We start from the raw sequence: 22,023 nt of genomic DNA, 5'->3' as shown, positions 1-22,023 counted from the left end.
GAAATCAGTTGACGATAGTTATGAATGGAGGGATGGTAATTGGATTTTATTGACGAAGAGTTAAAAACAAGACTGTTGTCTTTCATGAAAGAGGAATCGTATAAGCCATTGACGGTTCAGGAAATCCAGGAGTCATTAGGCATTGAAGGGGCTGCAGAGTTCAAGGAGCTCGTAAAGATGCTCGTGCAGCTCGAGCAAAAAGGCGAAATTGTCCGCTCACGCACAAACCGATACGGCGTCCCTGAGCGCATGAACTTAGTAAGAGGTAAATTCATCGGACATGCGAAAGGGTTCGGGTTCGTCACGCCGGAAACGGAAGGGATGGACGATATTTTCATTCCGCCTCCTGAAGTGAACGGTGCGATGAACGGGGATATTGTTCTCGTACGTGTTTCGAAAGGCGATTACGGTGACCGTCGCGAAGGCTCGATTATTCGAATCGCTGAACGTAAAACGACGAAGGTTGTCGGGACGTACCAAGATAACCGCGGCTTCGGCTTTGTCATTCCGGATGATAAAAAGCTTCCGATGGATATTTTTATCGGCAAAGGAAATTCACTCGACGCCGTCGACGGACATAAAGTCGTCGTGGAAATTACAGATTGGCCAAGTGATCTGAAATCCGCAACAGGCATGGTCGTACAAATCCTTGGACATAAAAACGATCCTGGCGTCGATATTTTATCGATTATCCATAAGCACGGCATTGAAGTCGAGTTTCCACCTGAAGTGATGGAGCAGGCGAATAAGACGCCAGATGTAGTGCAGGAGAAGGATCTGTTCAAACGCACTGACCTGCGGGAAGATCTTGTAATCACAATTGACGGGGCGGACGCGAAGGACTTGGATGATGCCATTTCCCTCGTGAAGAATGAGGATGGCTCCTATGTATTATCCGTCCATATTGCGGACGTCAGTCACTATGTACAGGAAAACACACCGCTTGACGACGAGGCGTTCGAACGGGCGACAAGCGTCTATTTGACGGACCGAGTCATTCCGATGCTTCCTCATAAGCTGTCAAACGGCATTTGTTCCTTGAATCCGCATGTCGACCGTCTGACGATGTCGTGCCGGATGACAATCGATCGAAACGGTAAAGTGATCCATCATGAAATATTCGAAAGTGTCATCCAATCTAAGGAGCGGATGACATATACGGACGTCTACAAGATCATCGAGTTAAAAGACGAAGAGCTCATGAAAAAATACGAGCATATCGTTCCGATGCTGAATGATATGGCCGAGCTCGCGTCCATCTTGAGACAGAAACGGATCGACCGTGGCGCGATCGACTTCGATTTCAAAGAATCGAAAGTGATTGTCGATGAAAAAGGATGGCCGACTGATATCGTGTTACGGGAACGTACAGCAGCGGAACGCCTTATCGAGGAATTCATGCTCGCGGCGAACGAAACGGTTGCAGAGCACTTCCACTGGATGCAAGTGCCGTTCCTTTACCGGATCCACGAAGACCCGAAAGTGGAAAAGCTTCAGCGTTTCTTTGAGTTTCTAACAAACTTCGGTATCGTCGTGAAGGGTACTGGGAATAAAGTGCATCCTCGTGCATTGCAGGAAATCGTTGAGTCAATTGAGGGCATGCCGGAAGAGACCGTCATTTCGACAATGCTCCTCCGCTCGATGCAGCAGGCGAAGTACTTCGAGGAAAGCCTCGGCCACTTCGGATTATCAGCTGATTTCTATACGCACTTTACATCGCCGATCAGACGTTATCCTGACTTGATCGTCCATCGACTGATCCGTACGTATTTGATTGAAAAGGACGTATCATCCGAGACAATTGCGCATTGGAACGCTAATATGTCTGAAATCGCTCAGCATACATCAGAGCGTGAACGCCGGGCAGTCGATGCGGAACGCGATACAGACGCATTGAAGAAGGCACAGTACATGCTCGATAAGATCGGCGAGGAATTCGATGGCGTCATTTCGTCAGTTACGAACTTTGGTATGTTTGTGGAACTCGAAAATACTGTCGAAGGACTCGTCCATGTCAGCTATATGACGGATGACTATTACCGTTTCGATGACCGTCAAATGATGATGATCGGCGAGCATACCGGCAAACAGTTCAGAATTGGGGATGAAGTGACGATCCGTGTCGTTTCCGTCAAACCTGAGGAATCAGCAATCGATTTTGAAATTGCGGGGATGAAGCAGTCCTTCCATCGCGCACGGAAAGAGACGCCGAAGGTTATCCATGCGAAGAAGCCATCAAGTGGCGGAGGGCGTAGGGGAGATTCCGATAAGCCTAAAGGTGAGAAGAAAAAAGGTGCACCAAGCCAAAAGAAGAAATTCTACGAAGGTGTAGCAAAAAAGAAGAAGAAACAGGCTCCAAGAAAGAGAAAATAAGAGTGGCGGCATTCGTTCAGGCGAATGCCGTGGCATTTTTAAATGTGGGGGGATACCATTATGGCGAAAGGTCAAGGGAAAGTACTGGCCGTCAATAAAAAAGCGAACCATGACTTTGCGATTGAAGAAACGATTGAAGCAGGGATTGTGCTGCAAGGAACGGAAATCAAGTCGATCCGTAATGGCAAAGTGCAATTGCGCGATGCCTTCGTTCTAATCCGAAACAATGAAGCATGGATTTCCAACATGCATATCAGCCCGTACGAACAGGGAAATCAATTCAACCACGACCCATTGCGTTCGCGGAAACTGCTGCTCCACAAAAAGCAGATTGCTGCGCTGATCGGTCAAGTGAAGCAGGACGGATATTCAATCGTGCCGCTGAAAATGTACTTGAAAGATGGCTTTGCAAAAGTATTGATCGGCGTTGGTAAAGGGAAGAAGCTTTACGACAAGCGAGAAGATTTGAAGAGGAAAGAAGCAAAACGCGAAGTGGAACGTGCCTTCAAAGCGAAACAGCAATATTGATTTTTACGTCAAAATGTAGTATGATACTAGTAGTGATATAGTTCAGAAGCCTTCCAACAGGCATTCCTGACATCCCTTTAAAGGTGTAACAACCTTTACTAACGGGGACGTTACGGATTCGACAGGGGTGGTCTGGGCTTGAGCTGCGCGTCGGAGGGATCGTCTCCGTCAGAAACGACAGTTAATAATAACTGGCAAAACAAACAACAACTTAGCATTCGCAGCGTAAGCTGATGAATCTGCCTAGCAGTTCCATCGCCCATGTGGCATTGTTAGGCTCACCTATTAGTGGGATACGGTAACGGTCGCCTCCTGAGGCCGTTGCAAGAGACTATCAGGATAGCGCTCAAGACGCCTTGATTGACGGCATAATGCAGTGCGAATCGCAAGTAGTCAATCTACACGCGTAGACGCTGAAGTAGCAGAGCCTTTGGACGCGGGTTCGACTCCCGCCGTCTCCATAGTTTAATTTCATGGAGTTTCAAACAGTGTCAAAACCCTTGATATTCAAGGGTTTTTCTTTTACCCTGTTTCATCTGATAACATATAGTATCAATCAAACGTAGTCAAAAACGTAGTCAAATCGTAGTTATTTATCTACATCTCAATGTAGTTAGCAAACTTCAATATTGCTTCTTCTTTTGCCTTCTTCGTAACATGAACATAGATGTTCATTGTCGTCTGAACATCACTATGTCCTAAACGATCTTACACTTCTTTCAATGTAGCTCCCGCTTCAAATAACAATGAACAATGGGTATGGCGTAAACCATGTGTAGTTATTGTGCCGATGCTAAATTTCTTCTGCACATGTACAATCCATTTACGGGTTTTCGTAGGCTGCAAATACTCATTATGCTCATTGCTGAATACTAGCTGCTTTGGTTGAAGCGTATTGAAACTGAGCTTTAAATAATCCTGCTTCTGCTTTTTCTTCCACTCTTTTAGCACGGTAATTGTTTTGTCGTCCATTTTGATGGAACGTGCTACGCCAGTTTTAGTGGATTTTACAGTAGTAAAAAGAATTTGCCCTCTTTTTGCATTTTTGCCATTGGCTTCGGATAGTTGGTCTTATACTGTACGATGCCCTATTCAAATTGTTAGCTTTATAATTCGAGTCTGGCACCTACTTCTGCATACTCTATATCTTTTCTTTCTGCATTCCAATTACCCCCTGTTTGTCCGTCCCATATCGCTCCTGTTTCAACGAAACCGACAGACGCAAACAACTTCCGGACGGCTTCGTTTACCATCCAATATGATGTAGCAACTGCATCGGCTTTTCCTTGAGGAAACGACTTTATGTAATCAATAACTTTCATCATTGCTTGTTTGCCAAATCCTTTGCCTTGATGCTTTTTATCAATCATAAAGCGATTAAGTCCATAAGTAGATTTATCTCCATATTTCTCATATAAAAATGCACTTTCCGGCAGTTCGAAAAATCCAATATCGACATAGCCTATGACTTCATCATTGTTGCATATAGCGAAGATCATAGGGGGTTTTTCGTCGTTGAGTATCTTTACATAGGCTTTAGCCAAACAATATATGCTGGAATCCACATTTCCTTTCTGCTCGTCTGTCATGCTTAACTTCAACACTGCCTCAAAATTATCGTGGGTAATTTTTCTTAATTCAATCATTTTTCTTCCCTACTTCCGAAAATATAAATTCGCTGCATCTGCCCGTAACGCCGTTCCCCGTCCTCCGTGCCTTAACGACACCAGTATAGTATAAAAACCCAGATGTTTCCACATGAATATTCCAAGCCCCTCTGCGGTCTGCTCGCCGCCGCCAAGGGGCTTTTCATATAGAAAGCCAAAAATACAAAGGAGGATGGCAAGTTCTCAGTGCAGGAATTGAAGCACACGGGGTAAATCCGAATGCGATAAAAGCGATGAAAGAGGCGGGCATCGATATTTCAAATCAAACATCGGATACTATTGATTCGGAAATCCTAAATAATGCAGATTTTGTTGTTACGCTTTGTGGAGATGCAGCTGATAAGTGTCCGACGACACCCTCACATGTTAAACGTGCTCATTGGGGATTTGATGACCAGCTAAAGCAGAAGGAACGGATGAAGAAAAGTGGACTTTTTTCCAGAAGGTACATGATGAAATAGGTGCTCGGATTGAACACTTCGCTAAAACTGGTAAATAACAACGGATAGTTAAATGAGCTTATGGCAATAACGTTGAAAATTTATCCCCGCAAGCTGTTTTTTGTTCAAACGTAGTCAAAAACGTAGTCATATATTATCAACGCAAGCTATAAATGCATACAAGCATTGGTATTATAGCATTTGCATGAGTAGTGGGTTCGACTCCCGCCGTTTCCATAAAATTTTAATACTGCACGAATAGAAGCATGGACTCTCTGAAATGGGGAGTTTGTGCTTTTTTTTGCGTGCTATTAAAAATTATACAGTGAATCTCGAAAAAGCCTTTTGTGTCAGGTGCATTGTGCCCTATTTAATAATGGGAAGCATTAAATAAAATCAATATAACATACGTTCCAATTCATTCCTTAAATATGATAAAATAGTCATGACATAAATAGTTAATTTTTCTTATTGCTACGCAAATGCAATATAGAAGATGTAGTGTTGATATTGCTCGTAAAAGTTTACTGCCAATTACTGTTACTCAAATTCAAATTTAATCATATCGAACCTCCCTGCCCGCCCAATAAACAGTACTCTTTCTAATCTAATACGCATTACACAAAATATCATTATGCAGGGGCTCCTACTATTGCATTGGTTTATATTCCCAAACAATTAGGATAAGTCGGGACTATCATAATGAAATTGGAGAAGTTGCTTTTTATCAAGCGAGGATCTCATTTGGACACGAATGAATGATTATAGGTGATATCAGTCTAAACGACTACCCGTGCATCAATTAAAAGAGACTATTAAGATAACGTTTAAGATGCCTTGATTGACTGCATAATGCTGCGCGAATTGCAAGTAGTCAATTTACACGCTTAGACATAGATGTATTGGAGCCATTGGACGTGGGTTCGAATCCAACCGTCTTTTTATTTATGGATTAAATCAAGATATATGTTAGGTATCTATAATAGTTTTTTTAAAATAATCATTATAGGAGGGTTTAAAGTGGAAGAATTTAGTGGCTTGAATTGGTATAAATGTGATTTGCATTTACACACTAGAGCTAGTGAGTGTTTTCGAGAAAAAAGTGTAACAGCAGAACAATGGGTTCAAAAATGTGTAGAACAAGGCCTCCATTGTGTTGCCGTTACTGACCATAATACTGGCGATGGAATTGACGAAATTAAGGCTGCGGCTGAAGGGAAAGTAGTTGTGTTTCCTGGTGTTGAAGTAACTTGTGGAGACTCAAAACAACACGTATTAATTTTATTTGATCCTTCGAAAAATAGTTCTTACGTGAATGAGTTCTTAACTTATATTAGTATCTTTGAAGAAGATAGAGCAAAAGAAACTACTAGTACTAATCTTAGTATTTTCGAAGTAGCCGAGAGAGCAAATGAACGCGGAGGATTAGCTATTGCTGCTCATATCGATCAGTTCTCCGGGTTATCACCTTTATCAAACGAAAATAAAAATGCAGTGTGTTTAGATAAGAATATCTTTGGCATCCAAGTAGTACACGACTTTTTATATCAAAATTCACTTCCTTCGGATACAGAATTACAAAATTTATTCGATAATTTATATAACCAAGTTGGAATAGATACTTGGAAACCCTGGGTAAAAACTGCTCAATTCTATAAAGACAAACCTATTGCCATGTTGACTTTTTCCGATAATCCAGCCGCAGATAAAGATTCCAAACATGGACTAAATGGTATAGGTAGTCGATTTACTTGGATTAAAATGGATGAGGAAATTACGATTGAAAGTTTAAAGCAAGCACTATTAATGCCCGATGTACGCATTGTTAATGACTTTAATTATAGTGAAGATTCAAAGTTTTATTCTAATACATATATTAAAAAATTAGAAATAAAAGATACAATTTATAACGCGGGACATTCGAACACAATTAATTTCAACCCTCAGTTAACAACTATTATTGGCGGTCGAGGGACTGGTAAATCAGGGATTTTAAGATTGATGAGAAATTCACTAGATATGGTAAATGACATAAATAAACATGAGGATATATTGAAGGATCATAATGAATTCTGTCGTAAGAATTCAGGTGATTTAGGTGTTTTCACTGATCAAACGAAAACAATAATGGAAATTGTAGTTGATCAATCTAGATTTATTTTAGTTTTCGAATTTAACAGTGGCCAACCTAAGTATAGATTAACTGTAGAGTATTCTAACGGAGAAACATCAGAAATACCATCGGATGAAATACCTGCATTTTTAGGTCAGTTCAACATAAATTTATTTTCTCAAAAACAAATTTATGATATATCCAAGAGATCTGATGCATTAAGAAATTTTGTTGATTCAAATATTCCAGAGTTAAAGGATGAAAAACAAACATTAAATAATATAATAAACAACTATAATAGCAACTTGCTCAGTATTGTTGAATACGAAAAAAGTTTATCAAAAAAATCTAGTCTAGAAGTTAGACTAAAAGAATTAGAAATCGAAAATGATAAAATTAATGCTCCAGAAGTCATTGAAATATTGGGCAATGCCAAATCATTTTCAGAAGAAAAGAATTTACTTATCTCAGTACTAGAATCAATTAATATTAAAATTGAAGCAATACAAAAGGTATTAAACTCAAAGATTGAACTATTAAATAAAGAACAATTTAGATCTGAATACGAAGAAGAAATTAATATTATTAATTCTGATATAGAAAGTTTTTTAACAAGTCACAATGACCTTATGTCCCGTGAAGTTAAGTCTTTAGAAGACTTTAAAACGACTTTAAAACATAATCTAAATACTTCTCAGTGGTCACAAAATCTCCTGGATCACAAGGAAAAACTAGAATTAAAACAGAGTGAACAGGGTGATATTAATCAACTTTTGTCACAGAGAAAACATATAACAGAAGAGATTCAAAAAACAAAAAATATATTAGAAGAATTAACGAAAGAAGAAACCATTCTAGAGGATTTAAAGACAGAAAACAAGGAAAATATAAAAGCGATTCACGCTGCTAGGAGAGATATACGCAATTTAAGACACAACTTTATAAATAATGTTTTAAAAGATAATAATTTGTTAAAAGGTGAGGTAAAGCCCTTTAGAGACTTTAAATATTATGAACAAATTCTCCGAGAGCATTTACTAAAACCGACGGGATTTGATAATGATTTTGCAACAATCATTGAATTTATTAAAGAGGGAAATACTCTCCAAAAACTAAAAGAATTAGTAAACATATTTAAGAACATAAGTAGTAACAATGGAGAGAATCCATTACGATTATCTGCAAGATTTATAAGGGTTATAGAAGATTTAAATAAAAACAAGGTTGAGTCTTTGGATATTTTATTACCAGAAGATGAAGTTGTGATGTTGTACAAAGCAAGTAAAACGTCAAATTTTAAACCGTTGAGTAACGCTTCGGCTGGTCAGAAAACATCTGCAATCTTAACATTAATTTTAAGCACGGGGGATAGTCCATTAATCTTGGATCAACCTGAAGATGATTTGGATAACTCACTAATATATTCACTAATTGTAGATCGTATTATTAAATCAAAAAACAATAGACAAATAATCATAGTAACTCATAATGCAAATATACCGGTTAATGCTGATTCTGATTTGGTTAATGTAATGGACTCAGAGAATCTAATCTTTAACCCTAAAGAGCACGGTAGTATTGATAAACCTGTAATTAAAGAGTCCATTTGTACCATTATGGAAGGTGGAATTAATGCGTTTAAATCCAGAGCGTTAAAGTATGATTTAGAATTGATTTAAAGCACAATACAAAAGTTTTCGACACATAGGAAGAAAATATAAGCTAATTAATTTAAGGCATCAGGTTCTACTACAATTCAAAATTGTAATGGAACCTGGACTTTTTTGTATGCATGATTGGTGGATAGAGGTATAGTTTTGCCCCTGATTTAGAAACTATATTAAATTCTTTACCGTTGCCAAGAAGACAGAAGATATATTAAAAGAAAAGCATTTAGTATTAAAATAAATAATTAGGAGATTAACATGAAATCAATAGTGAAATCAATATCTGATTTAAAGCCAAAAATGATTATAGATAATGAGTCTATTACAAAAGTATTTAGATGTGCGCCTCAAGGAGGTATGAGAAGGTCACTGAAGACGAATACTCTAGTTTTAATTAGTAATTACACTAGTGATTTATACTCTAATGCAGAGAAAGAAGGTGATGGCATTTGGAGGTTTTCTGGAATGGGTTCGGAAGGAAATCAAAGTAAAACATATAGACAAAATAAAACATTGTATGAATCAAATAGTAATAACGTTGAGTTACATTTATTTATAAAAAAAGAGGCAAGAAATAGTTATGAATATATAGACAGGATGTTATTGGTGGATGAGCCTAAGAGTTATAATTATTTTGGTAGAGAGATATTACTTTTCCCTCTTATAAAAGCTGAGAAGATAATGAACGTTACCGATTTTTTATTAACATTTACTAAGACAGAATTAATGGAACTAAATTTATTAGACGGTGGAACAAACTATTTGTCAGGGGAAAAATATGAGAAATTATTTGATTTAATGAAAATAAGTAATGTTAATACGCTTATTGGTAATGATGGATGGTTCATTAATTCGCAAGGATATTTTTATAATCAATTTTCACCAAAAATAAAATGGGGTAAAATTGAGACGTTATTCGAAAAAGATGAATTTAATGCAAGTAACTTATTTATAGGTCAAAATAAATATATAAATCCTTATTTTAAGGGATCTTTAGTATATAGTGAAGAGAGAAATATTATAAAGAAAACTGACAGTTACATTGGAGAAAAAAATTTTAGATTACACACTTTGAAAGTTAGAAGATACAATGCACGATATGAAGTTAATTTTAGTGATGAAGAATTAAATGGTAATTCTAATAACATTTTTTTTACTACTCTTTTGATAGGGCCAAATGGAACAGGAAAGAGTTTTATACTATCATCTGTTCAAAAAATATTCTTAGATGTATATTTAATGAATATATCACAATCACCTCGGCATACTAAAGATTTTGATTTTGAAATTATATATATATTTGATGAGGTAAAATATTCAATAGCCAAAGAAAAAAAGAAGTTTATTTTCAGTAAAGCAAATACAATTGTCAGTTTGAAAGAAATGTTAATTCCAGATCGAGTTATAAGTAGTGCATTTAGTATTCAGGACCGATTTTCTCTGAAAAAAGACAAAAGTAAATTAGTAGATGAATATCATTATTTCGGTGTGAAAAATCAAAATGTAGAGGATTTAACACAGTCTTTAACCAGTACTATAATTGATGCAGCAATTAATGATGCAGAGTTCTTAACCAACTTTAAAAATATTACTGATTTTTTAAATTTTGATCCCGAATTAAAAATAGTATTACCATATAATAATAGAATAAATAAAGGAAACTTATATTGGGAAGACTATATAAAAGATGGAGTTAAAGTTAATGGAGAAATATTAAACCTTAACGACTTAGAGGAATTTATTGAAAAAACTAAAAGAGGGAATAACTCGGGTTTGGATAAAAAATCCGTATTTAATTACACAAAAAATAATTTAGAAATACATTTAAAGTGTTCGGATTCAATTGTATATGAAGAGATGTTTGAGGAATTTGAAATCTTGAGTAAACAACGTAAATTAGATTTATTTGAAAAACCGATTATAAAAATGAAAAAAAATAATAGTTGGGTTTCTATTGAAGAAGCTAGCTCGGGAGAATTTCAATATCTGTCAAATATGATTAATATTTTATCTAAAGTAAAGAATAGCTCGCTTATACTTATTGATGAGCCTGAAACTAGTTTACATCCAAATTGGCAATTTAAATATATGTCTGTATTAGAAAAGATTTTCAAAAAATATAAAGGTTGCCATTTTATTATGGCGACACACTCACATTTTATGGTATCTGATCTGAAAAATGAGTCGTCTAGTTTAATCGAATTAAAAAAACAATCAAATGACATTATTATTTCCAAAACGATTAATGAATACGTTTATGGCCGTTCGGCGGAAGATATATTATATGAAGTTTTTAATATGCCTACTTCTAGAAATTATTATATTGCAAGTGATATGGACGAAATTTTAAAAGCAATAAGTTTAAATGAAGTTAATGATGAGATTAAAGAAAAAACTATAAAGTTGATGATTGTTAAAGAACATTTAAAGGAGACAGATCCACTAAAAAAACTAATTGAAACGATTAATTTGAGGGTGAATAAAAATGAATCCTACACCAATTAAGTATAAATTGTCAGATCTACGTAAAATAATTACAGCTAAACATCAGTGGGAATCAGCTGCGGGTAAGAATTTAATAAAAGATCTGAGGAAGCATTTAGAAAAAACCTTTAATAAAAAATGTTATTATTGCCAAACTAGGATTAATATTGGAAATGTTAGTCCGGAAATAGATCATATTTTATACAAAGATAAGTATAAATATTTTAGCTTCAGGCCAGAAAATTTAGTTTGGTCATGTAAAATATGTAATACTAATAAAGGCACAGAAGATGCTTTAATACCATCAAATAGTCTACATACTCAAAATTATTTATTCAAAGATTATAATGCCTTTAATACAAATAATTTCAAAATAGTTCATGCGTATTTTGATAATTATGAAGATCATCTTGATTTATTAGATGAAATATTCCCAGTACCTAAAGATTCCAGTGCAAAAGGAACTAAAACCATCGAAGTTTGTAAATTGTACCGATTAAGCTTAGTTGAAGATAAAGTACATGAATCTATTAATATGACAAATGCAATTGTTAAAGCATTTAAAAGTAAGAATTGCGATGAAATTATAGAGAAGTATCAAAAAATACTAGAGCAAGACCAAATAGTATATGATGTTCTAAAGTATCAAAATGTTAAAGATTTAGCTGATGGAATAGTAATGTATGGTTGTGATGATATAATAAAAATAAGTTGTAATCATTTTATTAACTATTACTTTCAATGCAAACAAATAATTGAAAGTTATTTGGTTTTAAAGGAGTATTTAAATTCTAAAAATACATTTTCAGATGCATTTAATACCTATAAAATTAATTTAGGTATAAGTCAGACATCTATTGAAGGTTTGTTTGAAAAAAATTTTACATAGTTTTAAAATTGCATATGAAAGTGGACAAGTTTCTGTTAATATAAATTCAAGAATAAAAGATAAACTCTTTACATGTATTGATGAACTATATAGTACTAGTAATAATATTAAAAGATTAAAATTTTTATTATTAAACAAGGATAAACTTAAAGCTATATTAAAATTGACAACTAAAAAAGCAGTTAAAGATAGTTTTGATAGTTTAGATATTTCGATTCTAAGTAAAATAGAAAATACAATTGAAATTTATAAAAAATACGAAGATGTTAGTAAATACTTTTATTCAGTAGGATTACTACCAAGTTTGTATAAATGTTATGAGCTTATTGAAGCGGATAAGAATTTATATATTAAAATGAAATCGTTATAACTGAATAGTCAAAACGTAGTCGAAAAATTCTATTGCTCCCGCGTCTATTGATGTAACAGTACTTATGAGACGATTGGTTCAACTCCCGCCTTCTTCAAGAGAATCAATGGAAAACAGAACTAATGAAGTATGAATTCCAGGAGTGGGAATTCATGCTTCTTTTTTTGTTGATTTTTATTGTAATCAACAACATCCCAAGATCAATCAAACAGCTCTCGTAGGCAATTACTTAAAAAGCGTGGATTATTTTGGGTTCGTACCGAAATCTTTCGTTGCTCCGTATCTTGAAGATGGGAAATGCTAGAGCTGATCACAAGTTTTCTTCGAAGTTGCCTAGTTTCAAGACTTACGTTATTTATCTCAAAAACAAGAGAAATCTGTCGGCAACTGATTTGTTCCTTGAAAGGCTGAAGAAATAAATGAAATTGTATTTTAACCGTTTTGACACTTGCCTTCGCACATTTTTTACTCCCGAAAATTTTATATTTAAGTTACGTTCTTCTTTTCAGTATGCTAAACTTGTATTTTCCGAAAGGCAATGAAGAAGGTGGATTTCATATGGGAAGAATTGAACATAAACAGCAACAGAAACGATTGAATAGAGGAAAGAAATGGTCAAACATAAAAAAACCAATCCGAATACTATTATCCGTATTGCTACTTGTAGTCCTTTGTGGATTGGTAATCGTGAATTTATTGATTTCATCAAGTGATGTGAGTAAATTAGAAGAACCTGAACCGAGACCGACGTTTATTTACGATCAAAACGGAGAGATCGTTAGTAAAATTTCAAATGCTAACATTGAAGGAGTTGACCTAGATCAAATTCCTAAAGAGTTGATTGAAGCAGTGATCTCTGTTGAGGATCAACAATTTTACAAACATGGTGGGATTAATTATTTCGGGATTGCGCGGGCATTTACTCAAAACCTGTTAAAAGGAAAAGTTGTTGCAGGTGGGAGTACGATCACTCAACAGCTTTCAAAAAATGAATTTCTCACGCAGGAACGTACGTACTCTCGTAAATTCAAAGAATTGATTCTAACGAAGAAAATCGAGAGAACGTATTCAAAAGATGAAATACTGGAACGCTACCTGAATCAAATCTATTTTGGCGAAGGAGCATGGGGGGTTCAACGGGCTGCGCAAATCTATTTTGGAAAAGATGTAAGCGATTTGACGTTAAGTGAATCTGCTACATTGGCGGGATTAATTAAAGCACCTTCCCATTACTCTCCTTATAAAAGTCTAGAAAAGTCGGTAAAACGACGCAACATTGTTTTATCATTAATGAAAAGTGAAAAGTATATTAGTCAAGCGGAGTTCGATGAATCGATCGGACAAGAAATTGTGTTAGCCGATTCAACAGTAACGGATTATAAAGGGAAATATCCATATTATATTGACTATATTATTGACGAGGCGGTCAACAAGTACAAGCTAACGAAAAATGAAGTGCTCTATGGAGGATTACATATTTATACAGCGTTAAATCCTGTCATCCAAGATGCCCTTGAAGACGTGTATGAGGATGACCGCTATTTTCCGGAGAGTAAGCCGGATCAACTCATTCAAAGCGGTTCGGTCTTCTTGAATCCCAAAACTGGTGGGATTAGTGCCTTGGTTGGGGGGAGAGGAGAATATACGTATGGACGCTTTAATAATGCAACCGAGCTCGTTAGACAACCGGGATCATCCTTGAAACCACTTGTCTACACGGCTGCGCTCGAGCAAGGCTATCATATGTCGGATTTGCTTGTAGATGAACCAATCGACATTAATGGATATTCCCCGCAAAATCTCGATCATAAATTTAGAGGGCAAGTGACAATGTACGATGCAGTCACTCATTCGTATAATATCCCTCCTGTCTGGCTCTTGAATAACATCGGAATTGAAAAAGGTGTCCGCGCCGTAGAGCGGTTCGGAATCCCATTGGATGAAAATGATCATAATCCTGGCCTGGCATTAGGGGGCTTGCACAAAGGTACTTCACCCCTGCGAATGGCTCAAGCTTTTTCTGCATTCGCGAATAATGGAGTCATGATGGATGCTCATGCTATTTTAGAAATAAAAGATTCAGAAGGCGAAGTCATTGGAAAATGGCATGAACAGTCTGAAGAAGTAACAGAAGCGGAAGTTGCCCAGCAAATGACCTATATGCTGCAAGGCGCTGTCGAAGAAGGTACGGCCAAGAAAGCTCAGATTTCAGGAATGGAAATTGCTGGTAAAACAGGTACCACCCAGCTGCCATTCACGGGTGTGGATGGATCAAAGGATCATTGGTTCGTCGGATATACACCAGATATCGTAGGTGCGGTCTGGTTAGGCTATGATCAAACGGATCCCGAACATTACTTAACATCGACTAGTAGTTTCACAGCGCCACCAATTTTCGGGCAAGTCCTATCAAGGTCAATGAGTGAATATCCTACGAAGAAATTTGATTTATCATTAATCGAGAAAGATAAAAAAGAGCTTGTGAAACAGAAAGAAAAGTTGAGGGAGCAAGAACAAAAAGCAGAAAAAGAGAAAATGAAACAGGAGAAGAAAGAAGCGAAAGAACGGAAAAAAAGAGAGAATAAAGCCAAGAAGGAAAGAGAGAAAGAAAGGAAAAAGAAAGAAAAGGAGAAACGGGAAAAAGAGATAGGGAAAGAAATAGAAGATAGCCTTGACCGATTGAAGAAGTGGATTCAAGAAGGATAAAGCGAAATGCAAAAAGGAAATTTGGCCACTTTTTATAATCAACTTGATTTCGATGTTTTTAGCGCACAAGACGCCTTAAGTGATGGTATAATGCAGCCACGCATCGCATGTAGTCAATCTACACCCATAGACGCTGAAGTATTAGAGCCTTCACTTAAATCCAGTTGTCGAAGTTGATTAAATGTAAGACTAAACTCCAAATTTTTTTGATTAAAGTGCCTGACCCCCGATACAGTCATGTATTACCTCATTGGGATTCAGGCATTTTTTCTGAATTAATTAGCGCCCTTAAAGGGTGAAAGGTACTGATCAGGCATAATCTATCATTGTTCAAAAAAGGGGGATCTTATGAAAAAAACACTTGTTTCTATGATAACGATACTTCTATTGTTCTTAGGACTCCCGCAAAGAAGCTATGCGATGTCAGATGCGCAGGCTGAGGCTATACAGGCGCTGCTGGACGATGCTACTCGTATATCCGGTGTGCCGGGCTTGTCAGTCTCAATTCTAGCCGATGAGAAAGAATTCTATTACGCCTCCGGTTATGCAGACCTTAAAAAAGGAATACCCGCAAGTGAAAACACATTATACGAGCTGGCCTCGGTCAGTAAAGCCTTTACCGGCATAGGCATACTGTTGCTGGAGGAGCAAGGACTTTTATCTATGACCGACTCAATTCACGACTATTTACCCTGGCTTACGCTAAAATATCAAGGGAAACCTGTTGATATGCAGAGCCTTACTCTTAATAATTTTCTTCATCATACAAGCGGTCTGACCAATAATAAACATGCCCAGCTTATCCCTCAAGGCAATACGCCTGATATGCTGCAAAAGACGGTGGAAGTGCTGGTGGATGCTGATTTATCCTTTCCTCCTGGCAAACAATATACGTATGGAACCATTAATTATGATGTGTTAGGTCTGGTTATCGAGCAAGTATCGGGTCAAAGCTACGAAAGCTTTATGAGCGAACAGGTATTCAAGCCGCTAGGCCTTAACCAGACATTCGTCTATAAAGAGGATGCCATGGCTACTGGACAGCTGGCACAAGGTTATCGTTCTTCTTTTTTTAAAACAACCCCGTATAACGCACCGGATTATTCGGGAAATAAACCCGCAGGCTATATCATCTCTTCTACAAAAGATATGGCGCGATGGATGGGTATTCAGATGGGAATTGTGAAGGATATACCAGACATATTCAACGCCACTATTCAAAAGTCGCATCAGGGGGATCGATCCGTTCAGGCTGTTGACACTATGTATTATGCAGCAGGCTGGACGGTAAACGCTGACCAAACGATTATCGAGCATTCAGGAGAAAACCCAAACTTCAGAACCCAAGTAGTGCTATTACCCAATGAACGAACAGCTATCTGCTTATTGGCCAACGGCACCAATATTAATAACAGCATGGTACTAAAAATCAAAGATATAGTAGACGGCAATTTGTCGCAAACCTATAAAATAAGCAGCGCACAGCTATTGGATATTCTTTTGTCAATAGCCACCATTACTTGTTGCTTGTTAACTGTTTTATTTTTTGTTTTGGGATTCCGAAGGCAGAAATTAAATAAAAAGCAGCCAATAACAAAAAAAAGAAAAATTGCATCCTTCATTTTACTACTAGTTACAGCGGCTCTAAGTATAACAGGCTTTGCCCTTGAGTGGTCGAGCATACTTGTTTGGGAAACCTATAGTATTCTTACTGCCCTCATTTCGGTAACACTATTAACAGCAAGCCTTGCATGGCTTGTATACTCTGGCCGATATAACCGTCCGCAAAATACGCATTACCTCCTTCGACTTGATGGCATAAATGAAGAGCCTAACGTTTAGTCATGCCCAGTGAGGTTGGTTGCATTCCTACTATCACTATCCGGACACAAAAACGCCTCCCGTATTCCTGTTTGCATTGTGGCACGTTTCCTCCTACTCGTGCCAATGTCGATGACCTTTTTGGACATTAAGAAATGAAGAGCTGCATGGAATAAAACAGCTAGGAACTTTAGGAAAAAGGTTTACGTCAGTAAAATAAGGTATATGATATTTGTGGAATAGATTCTCTTAAAAGATAAGAAAAGTAGGTGAACAAAGTGGGGAAATATCAATTAGATACCAAAGGTAAGATGGCTGTGGCAAAGTATCATGAAAAAAACAAGCCCGCTCAATTTGATAAAAAGCAGCAACTTGAAAAAATACGTGCGGAGTATTTGAAAAAAAAGCAAAAACAAACGGATAACTAATATGAATGAAGACATAGGAAGACTAAAATCTCCCTATGTTTTTCTTATTCGAGGCTCGGGCTATAATTATGGAAAAGGTTGCATTCGCGTTAAAAAATCGATAAAGATAGAAGATACGGTTTGTTGACGGCATATACAACAAACGGAGTCGGATTGCAGAAGAAGAAAAAATATATTCTAGAGTTTATGGGGTGTTGTTAAGTGGTGCATCAAATGGGATTGTATGGTGAATATTTTCACGCAATTAGAGAAAGAAAAAAGACGGTAGAAGTCCGATTGAATGATGAAAAGAGAAGGAAAATCAAAGTTGGGGATACAATCGAATTTATAAAGGTTCCCCAACAAGATGAAACTCTAAAAGTACAGGTAACGGATCTTAGAAGTTATGATACTTTTGAAGCAATGTACAATGATATTCCTCTTAAGGATTTTGATTGTGAAGGTTGGACAATGAAAGAAATGATAGATGGAACATATGAAATATACACTCCTGAGGCAGAAAAGGAATGGGGTACATTAGCAATTATGATTGAATATTAAAGTGGCATTTATTCAGTTAAAAGGGCTTTAACGGCATAAAGAAGCACCCGTTTTTCATTATCGGGCCAGGCAAAAGAGGGGGAGTTATTGCTGAATGATAGGGGAACAGGGTTCGACTTAGCAATCAATATATGATTTTATGGAAAGCACCATAGAAAAGTATAATAATAAGTATATCTTTACCTTTATGGCAAAGATATACTTATTTTTATTTTCAGAAGAAGATATACTTAAAAATAAGATTTAACTAAACTACTGCAAGGGTGGATGGATGATAAATGATACGTTTTGAAAGTGATTATTTAGAAGGCGCTCATGAAAAAATACTGAATCGACTACTAGAAACAAATAAAGAACAAACGCCTGGATATGGAATGGATGAGTATTGTGAAAGGGCTAGAACATATATTAGACAAGCATGTGATGTAGAGGATGCAGATGTACATTTCTTAGTTGGCGGAACACAAGCAAATACTACGATTATCTCTTCCATATTGCGCCCACATCAAGGAGCAGTTTCTGCAATTACGGGTCATATTGCAGGACATGAAACGGGGGCAATTGAAGCGACTGGACATAAAGTGCTTACTTTGCCGAGTGATGATGGGAAAATTAATGCAAAACAAGTAAAAGAATTATATGATGCTCATTGGAATGATGCCACTCATGAACATATGGTACAGCCAGGTTTGGTTTACATTTCTCACCCTTCTGAGAACGGGACAACTTACAGTAAATCCGAATTGGAGGAATTGAGCAAAGTTTGCCGGGAATGTGGTTTGCCATTATTTATGGATGGAGCTCGATTAGGGTATGGTTTGGCTGCAAAAGACAACGATCTATCGCTAAGGGATATCGCAAGACTTTGCGATGTGTTCTATATCGGTGGAACGAAAATAGGAGCATTATTCGGAGAAGCTGTCGTCATCACAAATGATGATCTTAAAAAAGACTTCCGGTATTTGATCAAACAAAAAGGGGGATTGCTCGCTAAAGGGAGATTATTAGGGATCCAGTTTGAAACCTTGTTTGAAGATGGATTATACTATGAGATTTCTAAGCATGCTGTAGACTTGGCGATGATGATTCGAGAAGCGTTTGTTGAAAAAGGGTATGCATTAAAATATGATTCCAAAACAAATCAACAGTTTCCCATTTTACCAAATGATGTGTTGAGTGAATTGAGTAAGAACTATTCATTTTCTTTTTGGGAAAAAGTCGATGATACACAAAGTGTTGTGAGATTTTGTACGAGTTGGGCTACAAAAAAGGAAAATGTAGAACAATTGATTGAAGATATTAGAAATCTGGATTGTTAATTGAAGGCTTCCCATTAGTTCGATGAACTTTTGGAAAGCCTTTTTTCTGCATGCAAATAGACATCAATTAATATAATCAAACAGTCTATTAGAAGGGACGTTGGAAACGAATGGTGACTAACAAATACGATGAGATATTTAGCCGTGTTGTGAAATCAAAGCAAATACATGAGTCTGTTCTATTTATCCAAAATGGAAATGGAGATTTCTCATACAAAAATGAGTATGGGGGCAAAAGTATAGATGCACCATTACTCATGGCAAGTATTACGAAGTTGTTTACAACTACATGCATTTTACTATTGCTCGAGCAAGGTAAACTGTCATTCGATGATAAAGTGACACGTTTTTTCGATCATGGGAATCTTAGTGGACTCCACCATTATAAAGGACAGGAGAATACCGAGAAATTGACAATAGCTCATTTGTTGTTTCAGACAAGTGGGTTACCGGATGTATCTGAGGAAGGTAAAAATAATCTTCGAAAACTTGTACTCCAGGAAGATATGAACATTACAATTGATGAATTAATAGCATTGACTAAAGAGATGAAACCACACTTTGCACCTGACACATTGAATAAATCACATTATGCGGATATCAACTTTGATATCCTTGGAAAGATTATCGAATCCGCTACAAATTCCTCATTGAAAGATGTCTTTAAGGAGTTCATTTTTAAACCTTTGGGACTTGAGAAAACATATTTACCAATAGATGAGGATGATTTTATTCCTAATGTTTATTATAAAAACAAAGCGCTTTCCCTTCCGAAGTATTTAAAAAGCTGTCCTGCGAGTGGAGGGGCAATTAGCACTGCCCGCGAAATGATGGTCTTTATTAAAGCATTTTTTGGAGGTGAATTATTTAATAAAGATATTTTCCATCAGTTGCAGAAATATAAGAAGTTGCAAATAACCTATTATCCCATTCAATATGGCGGTGGCTATATGCGAATCCCCTTAAGCGGACTTTCAATGTTTTTTATGGGTAAGGGGGAATTGATTGGACATTCGGGTTCGACAGGCTCCTTTGCTTTTTATTATCCAGAGAAGGATCTGTTTTTTGTAGGCGATGTAAACCAAGCTTCGAATCCAGCAACAGCAATACGATTGGCAATGCGGCTTGCTGTTTCAAGTGAATAAAAGGAACTTGGAGCTGACAATGGTACAATGAGAAAAAGAATTCCGCAAAGGAGGGGTACAAGTGAGTGACATAAACTCTCAAAATTGCAATCTAAATATATGGTATTACCTGTCTGAAGAAGTATGGGATAAAGTAGCAACTATATATGAGAGTATGCCGGGGTGGATAGGATATAAAAATGGACTTCCTTATTGGTTCGGGGATGAAGATGATGATGTTTTCATCACAGCTTCCGTTGAACCAAGCGGATTATCATTTTATGCACAGATGATTGATGATGATTGGCGTTCTTGGATAGAGAGATTTAAAGTGGAAGCGACACAAGTATTAGGATTTGCTGTCGGTGAACCAGAGGACGGATTTATGTAACAATGCAACAATATGTAAAAATGACGTAGGGAGAGAAGCGGGATGGGCAGGAAGAGAAAAACCTTACCGAAAAATTTCGATGAACTAATTGAAGCAGGTGACATATCAGCATTAAAAGAGGTATTTGCCAAATGCGAGTTGGATGCCCGAGGTGGTTATAGTAAATCAACAGCATTGAGCTTTAATCTTCCAAATGAATTGTATCGATGGCTCGTGGAACAGGGTGCTGATATAAATGCGAGTGACAGTTACGGAAGCACGGCTTTACATAAACATGCAATGAGTTGGTGGGGGAATTCTGAATTGCTGCTTGAGTTAGGTGCAGATCTAGAAGCCCTTGATTATCAAAAAGAGACGCCTTTATTTGCCGCTGCGAGTTCATTTAAGCCGCATGCAGTTCATACGTTGGTTGCTAATGGTGCAAATATCAGCGCAGAAAATAAGATGAAACAGACTCCTTTAGAAAAAGCTTTGGCCATGTGCAGAAATATAGATATTGTTCATATGGCGGAAGTTGCCGATATTTTGCTGAACGCTGGAGCAACGGTAACGCAAAAAATGAAAGACTCGGTTATGCGGATTGGGAACGAATTTGAATTTCATAGAGAAGGATTTAATAAAGATTATTTGAATGAAACGGATGAGGCACTTTACCGTCTATATGAGCTATTTGATGTTCCCCCGGTAGGGAAACGGAAGACGCACGATGGCACTTCTCCCATAACAGTTTCAACAAAGGGATGGCAGGCTCAGCACCATGAACTTTGGAATTTCCTAATACCTTCAAAAGGACATGCGAACACCGTGCAGGGTGAGGTGATCCGCATTACTGGTAAAGTGTCCTATGAAGTTTTAGATAATGGCGGCATCAATTGGGATAATGAATTTCGTCAGATGCTTAAGAGTTTGACCCATTACTTTAGTTTGGGCACGTCATTACATCCCGACGAACTTCAAGAAGCAGCGACATTAGTGAAAAAACTACACAAAGGCTATGGTAATGATGAACCTGCGAGACTGTGCGAAATGGCAGTGCAATGGGTACTAAGCAATCCGAATCCAATTACGTTGGAACAGCCCGACTATAAGCGATGACTTATGTACGACTAATTCATTTGTGCCATATGTAGTGATGTTCATTAGCAGAAAATAGAATGGGGGAA

Annotated in this window: 16 protein-coding genes, 1 other RNA gene and 1 pseudogene; 16 read left to right on the top strand and 2 right to left on the bottom strand. The window is 37.0% G+C overall.

What is annotated here, in order from left to right; translation table 11 throughout:
• Positions 1-84 precede the first annotated feature (84 nt).
• From rnr to ssrA, 3 genes are all read left to right on the top strand, one after another.
• Positions 85-2,373 (top strand): ribonuclease R, encoded by a 2,289-nt coding sequence (gene rnr / locus AC0L13_RS14190; protein ID WP_473647021.1) that lies wholly within the window; start codon positions 85-87, stop codon positions 2,371-2,373.
• Positions 2,374-2,433: 60 nt separating this feature from the next.
• A complete protein-coding gene (gene smpB / locus AC0L13_RS14185; RefSeq protein WP_473640669.1) occupies positions 2,434-2,901 on the top strand; it encodes an SsrA-binding protein SmpB in 468 nt (155 codons plus the stop codon).
• Between the two features lie 103 nt (positions 2,902-3,004).
• Positions 3,005-3,365: a transfer-messenger RNA gene (gene ssrA / locus AC0L13_RS14180) on the top strand.
• A gap of 244 nt (positions 3,366-3,609) precedes the next feature.
• Here the strand turns inward: ssrA and AC0L13_RS14175 are convergent.
• Entirely contained in the window at positions 3,610-3,927 is a 318-nt protein-coding gene (locus AC0L13_RS14175; RefSeq protein ID WP_473647019.1) for a tyrosine-type recombinase/integrase, read from the bottom strand.
• Between the two features lie 80 nt (positions 3,928-4,007).
• Positions 4,008-4,547 (bottom strand): GNAT family N-acetyltransferase, encoded by a 540-nt coding sequence (locus AC0L13_RS14170; RefSeq protein WP_473640667.1) that lies wholly within the window; start codon positions 4,545-4,547, stop codon positions 4,008-4,010.
• Positions 4,548-4,678: 131 nt separating this feature from the next.
• Between AC0L13_RS14170 and AC0L13_RS14165 the strand changes: the two are divergent.
• The 13 genes and pseudogenes from AC0L13_RS14165 to AC0L13_RS14105 all read left to right on the top strand — a co-directional run bounded on the left by AC0L13_RS14165 (position 4,679) and on the right by AC0L13_RS14105 (position 21,955).
• Positions 4,679-5,067: pseudogene (locus AC0L13_RS14165) on the top strand (arsenate reductase/protein-tyrosine-phosphatase family protein).
• A 961-nt stretch (positions 5,068-6,028) separates the two neighbouring features.
• Positions 6,029-8,800 (top strand): TrlF family AAA-like ATPase, encoded by a 2,772-nt coding sequence (locus tag AC0L13_RS14160; RefSeq protein ID WP_473640664.1) that lies wholly within the window; start codon positions 6,029-6,031, stop codon positions 8,798-8,800.
• Positions 8,801-9,046: 246 nt separating this feature from the next.
• Positions 9,047-11,293 carry an AAA family ATPase gene (locus AC0L13_RS14155; protein ID WP_473640662.1) on the top strand — a complete coding sequence of 749 codons (2,247 nt, stop codon included), beginning with the start codon at positions 9,047-9,049 and terminating at the stop codon, positions 11,291-11,293.
• Positions 11,274-12,161, top strand: coding sequence for an HNH endonuclease (locus AC0L13_RS14150; RefSeq protein ID WP_473640659.1), 888 nt, complete (start codon positions 11,274-11,276; stop codon positions 12,159-12,161). The genes AC0L13_RS14155 and AC0L13_RS14150 overlap by 20 nt, the downstream gene beginning before the upstream one ends.
• Positions 12,142-12,531 (top strand): hypothetical protein, encoded by a 390-nt coding sequence (locus tag AC0L13_RS14145; protein WP_473640657.1) that lies wholly within the window; start codon positions 12,142-12,144, stop codon positions 12,529-12,531. Before AC0L13_RS14150 ends, AC0L13_RS14145 begins: the two co-directional genes overlap by 20 nt.
• A gap of 558 nt (positions 12,532-13,089) precedes the next feature.
• Positions 13,090-15,237, top strand: coding sequence for a transglycosylase domain-containing protein (locus AC0L13_RS14140; RefSeq protein ID WP_473640655.1), 2,148 nt, complete (start codon positions 13,090-13,092; stop codon positions 15,235-15,237).
• Positions 15,238-15,585: 348 nt separating this feature from the next.
• A complete protein-coding gene (locus AC0L13_RS14135; RefSeq protein WP_473640653.1) occupies positions 15,586-17,079 on the top strand; it encodes a serine hydrolase domain-containing protein in 1,494 nt (497 codons plus the stop codon).
• 257 nt (positions 17,080-17,336) lie between these two features.
• The gene (locus AC0L13_RS14130; RefSeq protein ID WP_473640651.1) at positions 17,337-17,486 is read left to right on the top strand and encodes a hypothetical protein; all 150 of its coding nucleotides are present in this window, start codon (positions 17,337-17,339) and stop codon (positions 17,484-17,486) included.
• Positions 17,487-17,687: 201 nt separating this feature from the next.
• A complete protein-coding gene (locus tag AC0L13_RS14125) occupies positions 17,688-18,026 on the top strand; it encodes an ASCH domain-containing protein (RefSeq protein ID WP_473640648.1) in 339 nt (112 codons plus the stop codon).
• Between the two features lie 278 nt (positions 18,027-18,304).
• Positions 18,305-19,345, top strand: coding sequence for a threonine aldolase family protein (locus AC0L13_RS14120; RefSeq protein ID WP_473640646.1), 1,041 nt, complete (start codon positions 18,305-18,307; stop codon positions 19,343-19,345).
• A 110-nt stretch (positions 19,346-19,455) separates the two neighbouring features.
• Positions 19,456-20,490, top strand: a complete 1,035-nt coding sequence (locus tag AC0L13_RS14115) for a serine hydrolase domain-containing protein (protein ID WP_473640644.1) — start codon at positions 19,456-19,458, stop codon at positions 20,488-20,490.
• Positions 20,491-20,551: 61 nt separating this feature from the next.
• On the top strand, positions 20,552-20,860 hold the full coding sequence (locus tag AC0L13_RS14110) for a hypothetical protein (protein WP_473640642.1): 309 nt from the start codon (positions 20,552-20,554) through the stop codon (positions 20,858-20,860).
• Positions 20,861-20,902: 42 nt separating this feature from the next.
• On the top strand, positions 20,903-21,955 hold the full coding sequence (locus AC0L13_RS14105) for an ankyrin repeat domain-containing protein (RefSeq protein ID WP_473640640.1): 1,053 nt from the start codon (positions 20,903-20,905) through the stop codon (positions 21,953-21,955).
• Positions 21,956-22,023 lie beyond the last annotated feature (68 nt).

It is taken from the genome of Sporosarcina sp. QA0331, assembly GCF_055808055.1.
This window is presented reverse-complemented; position numbering and strand designations above follow the sequence as displayed.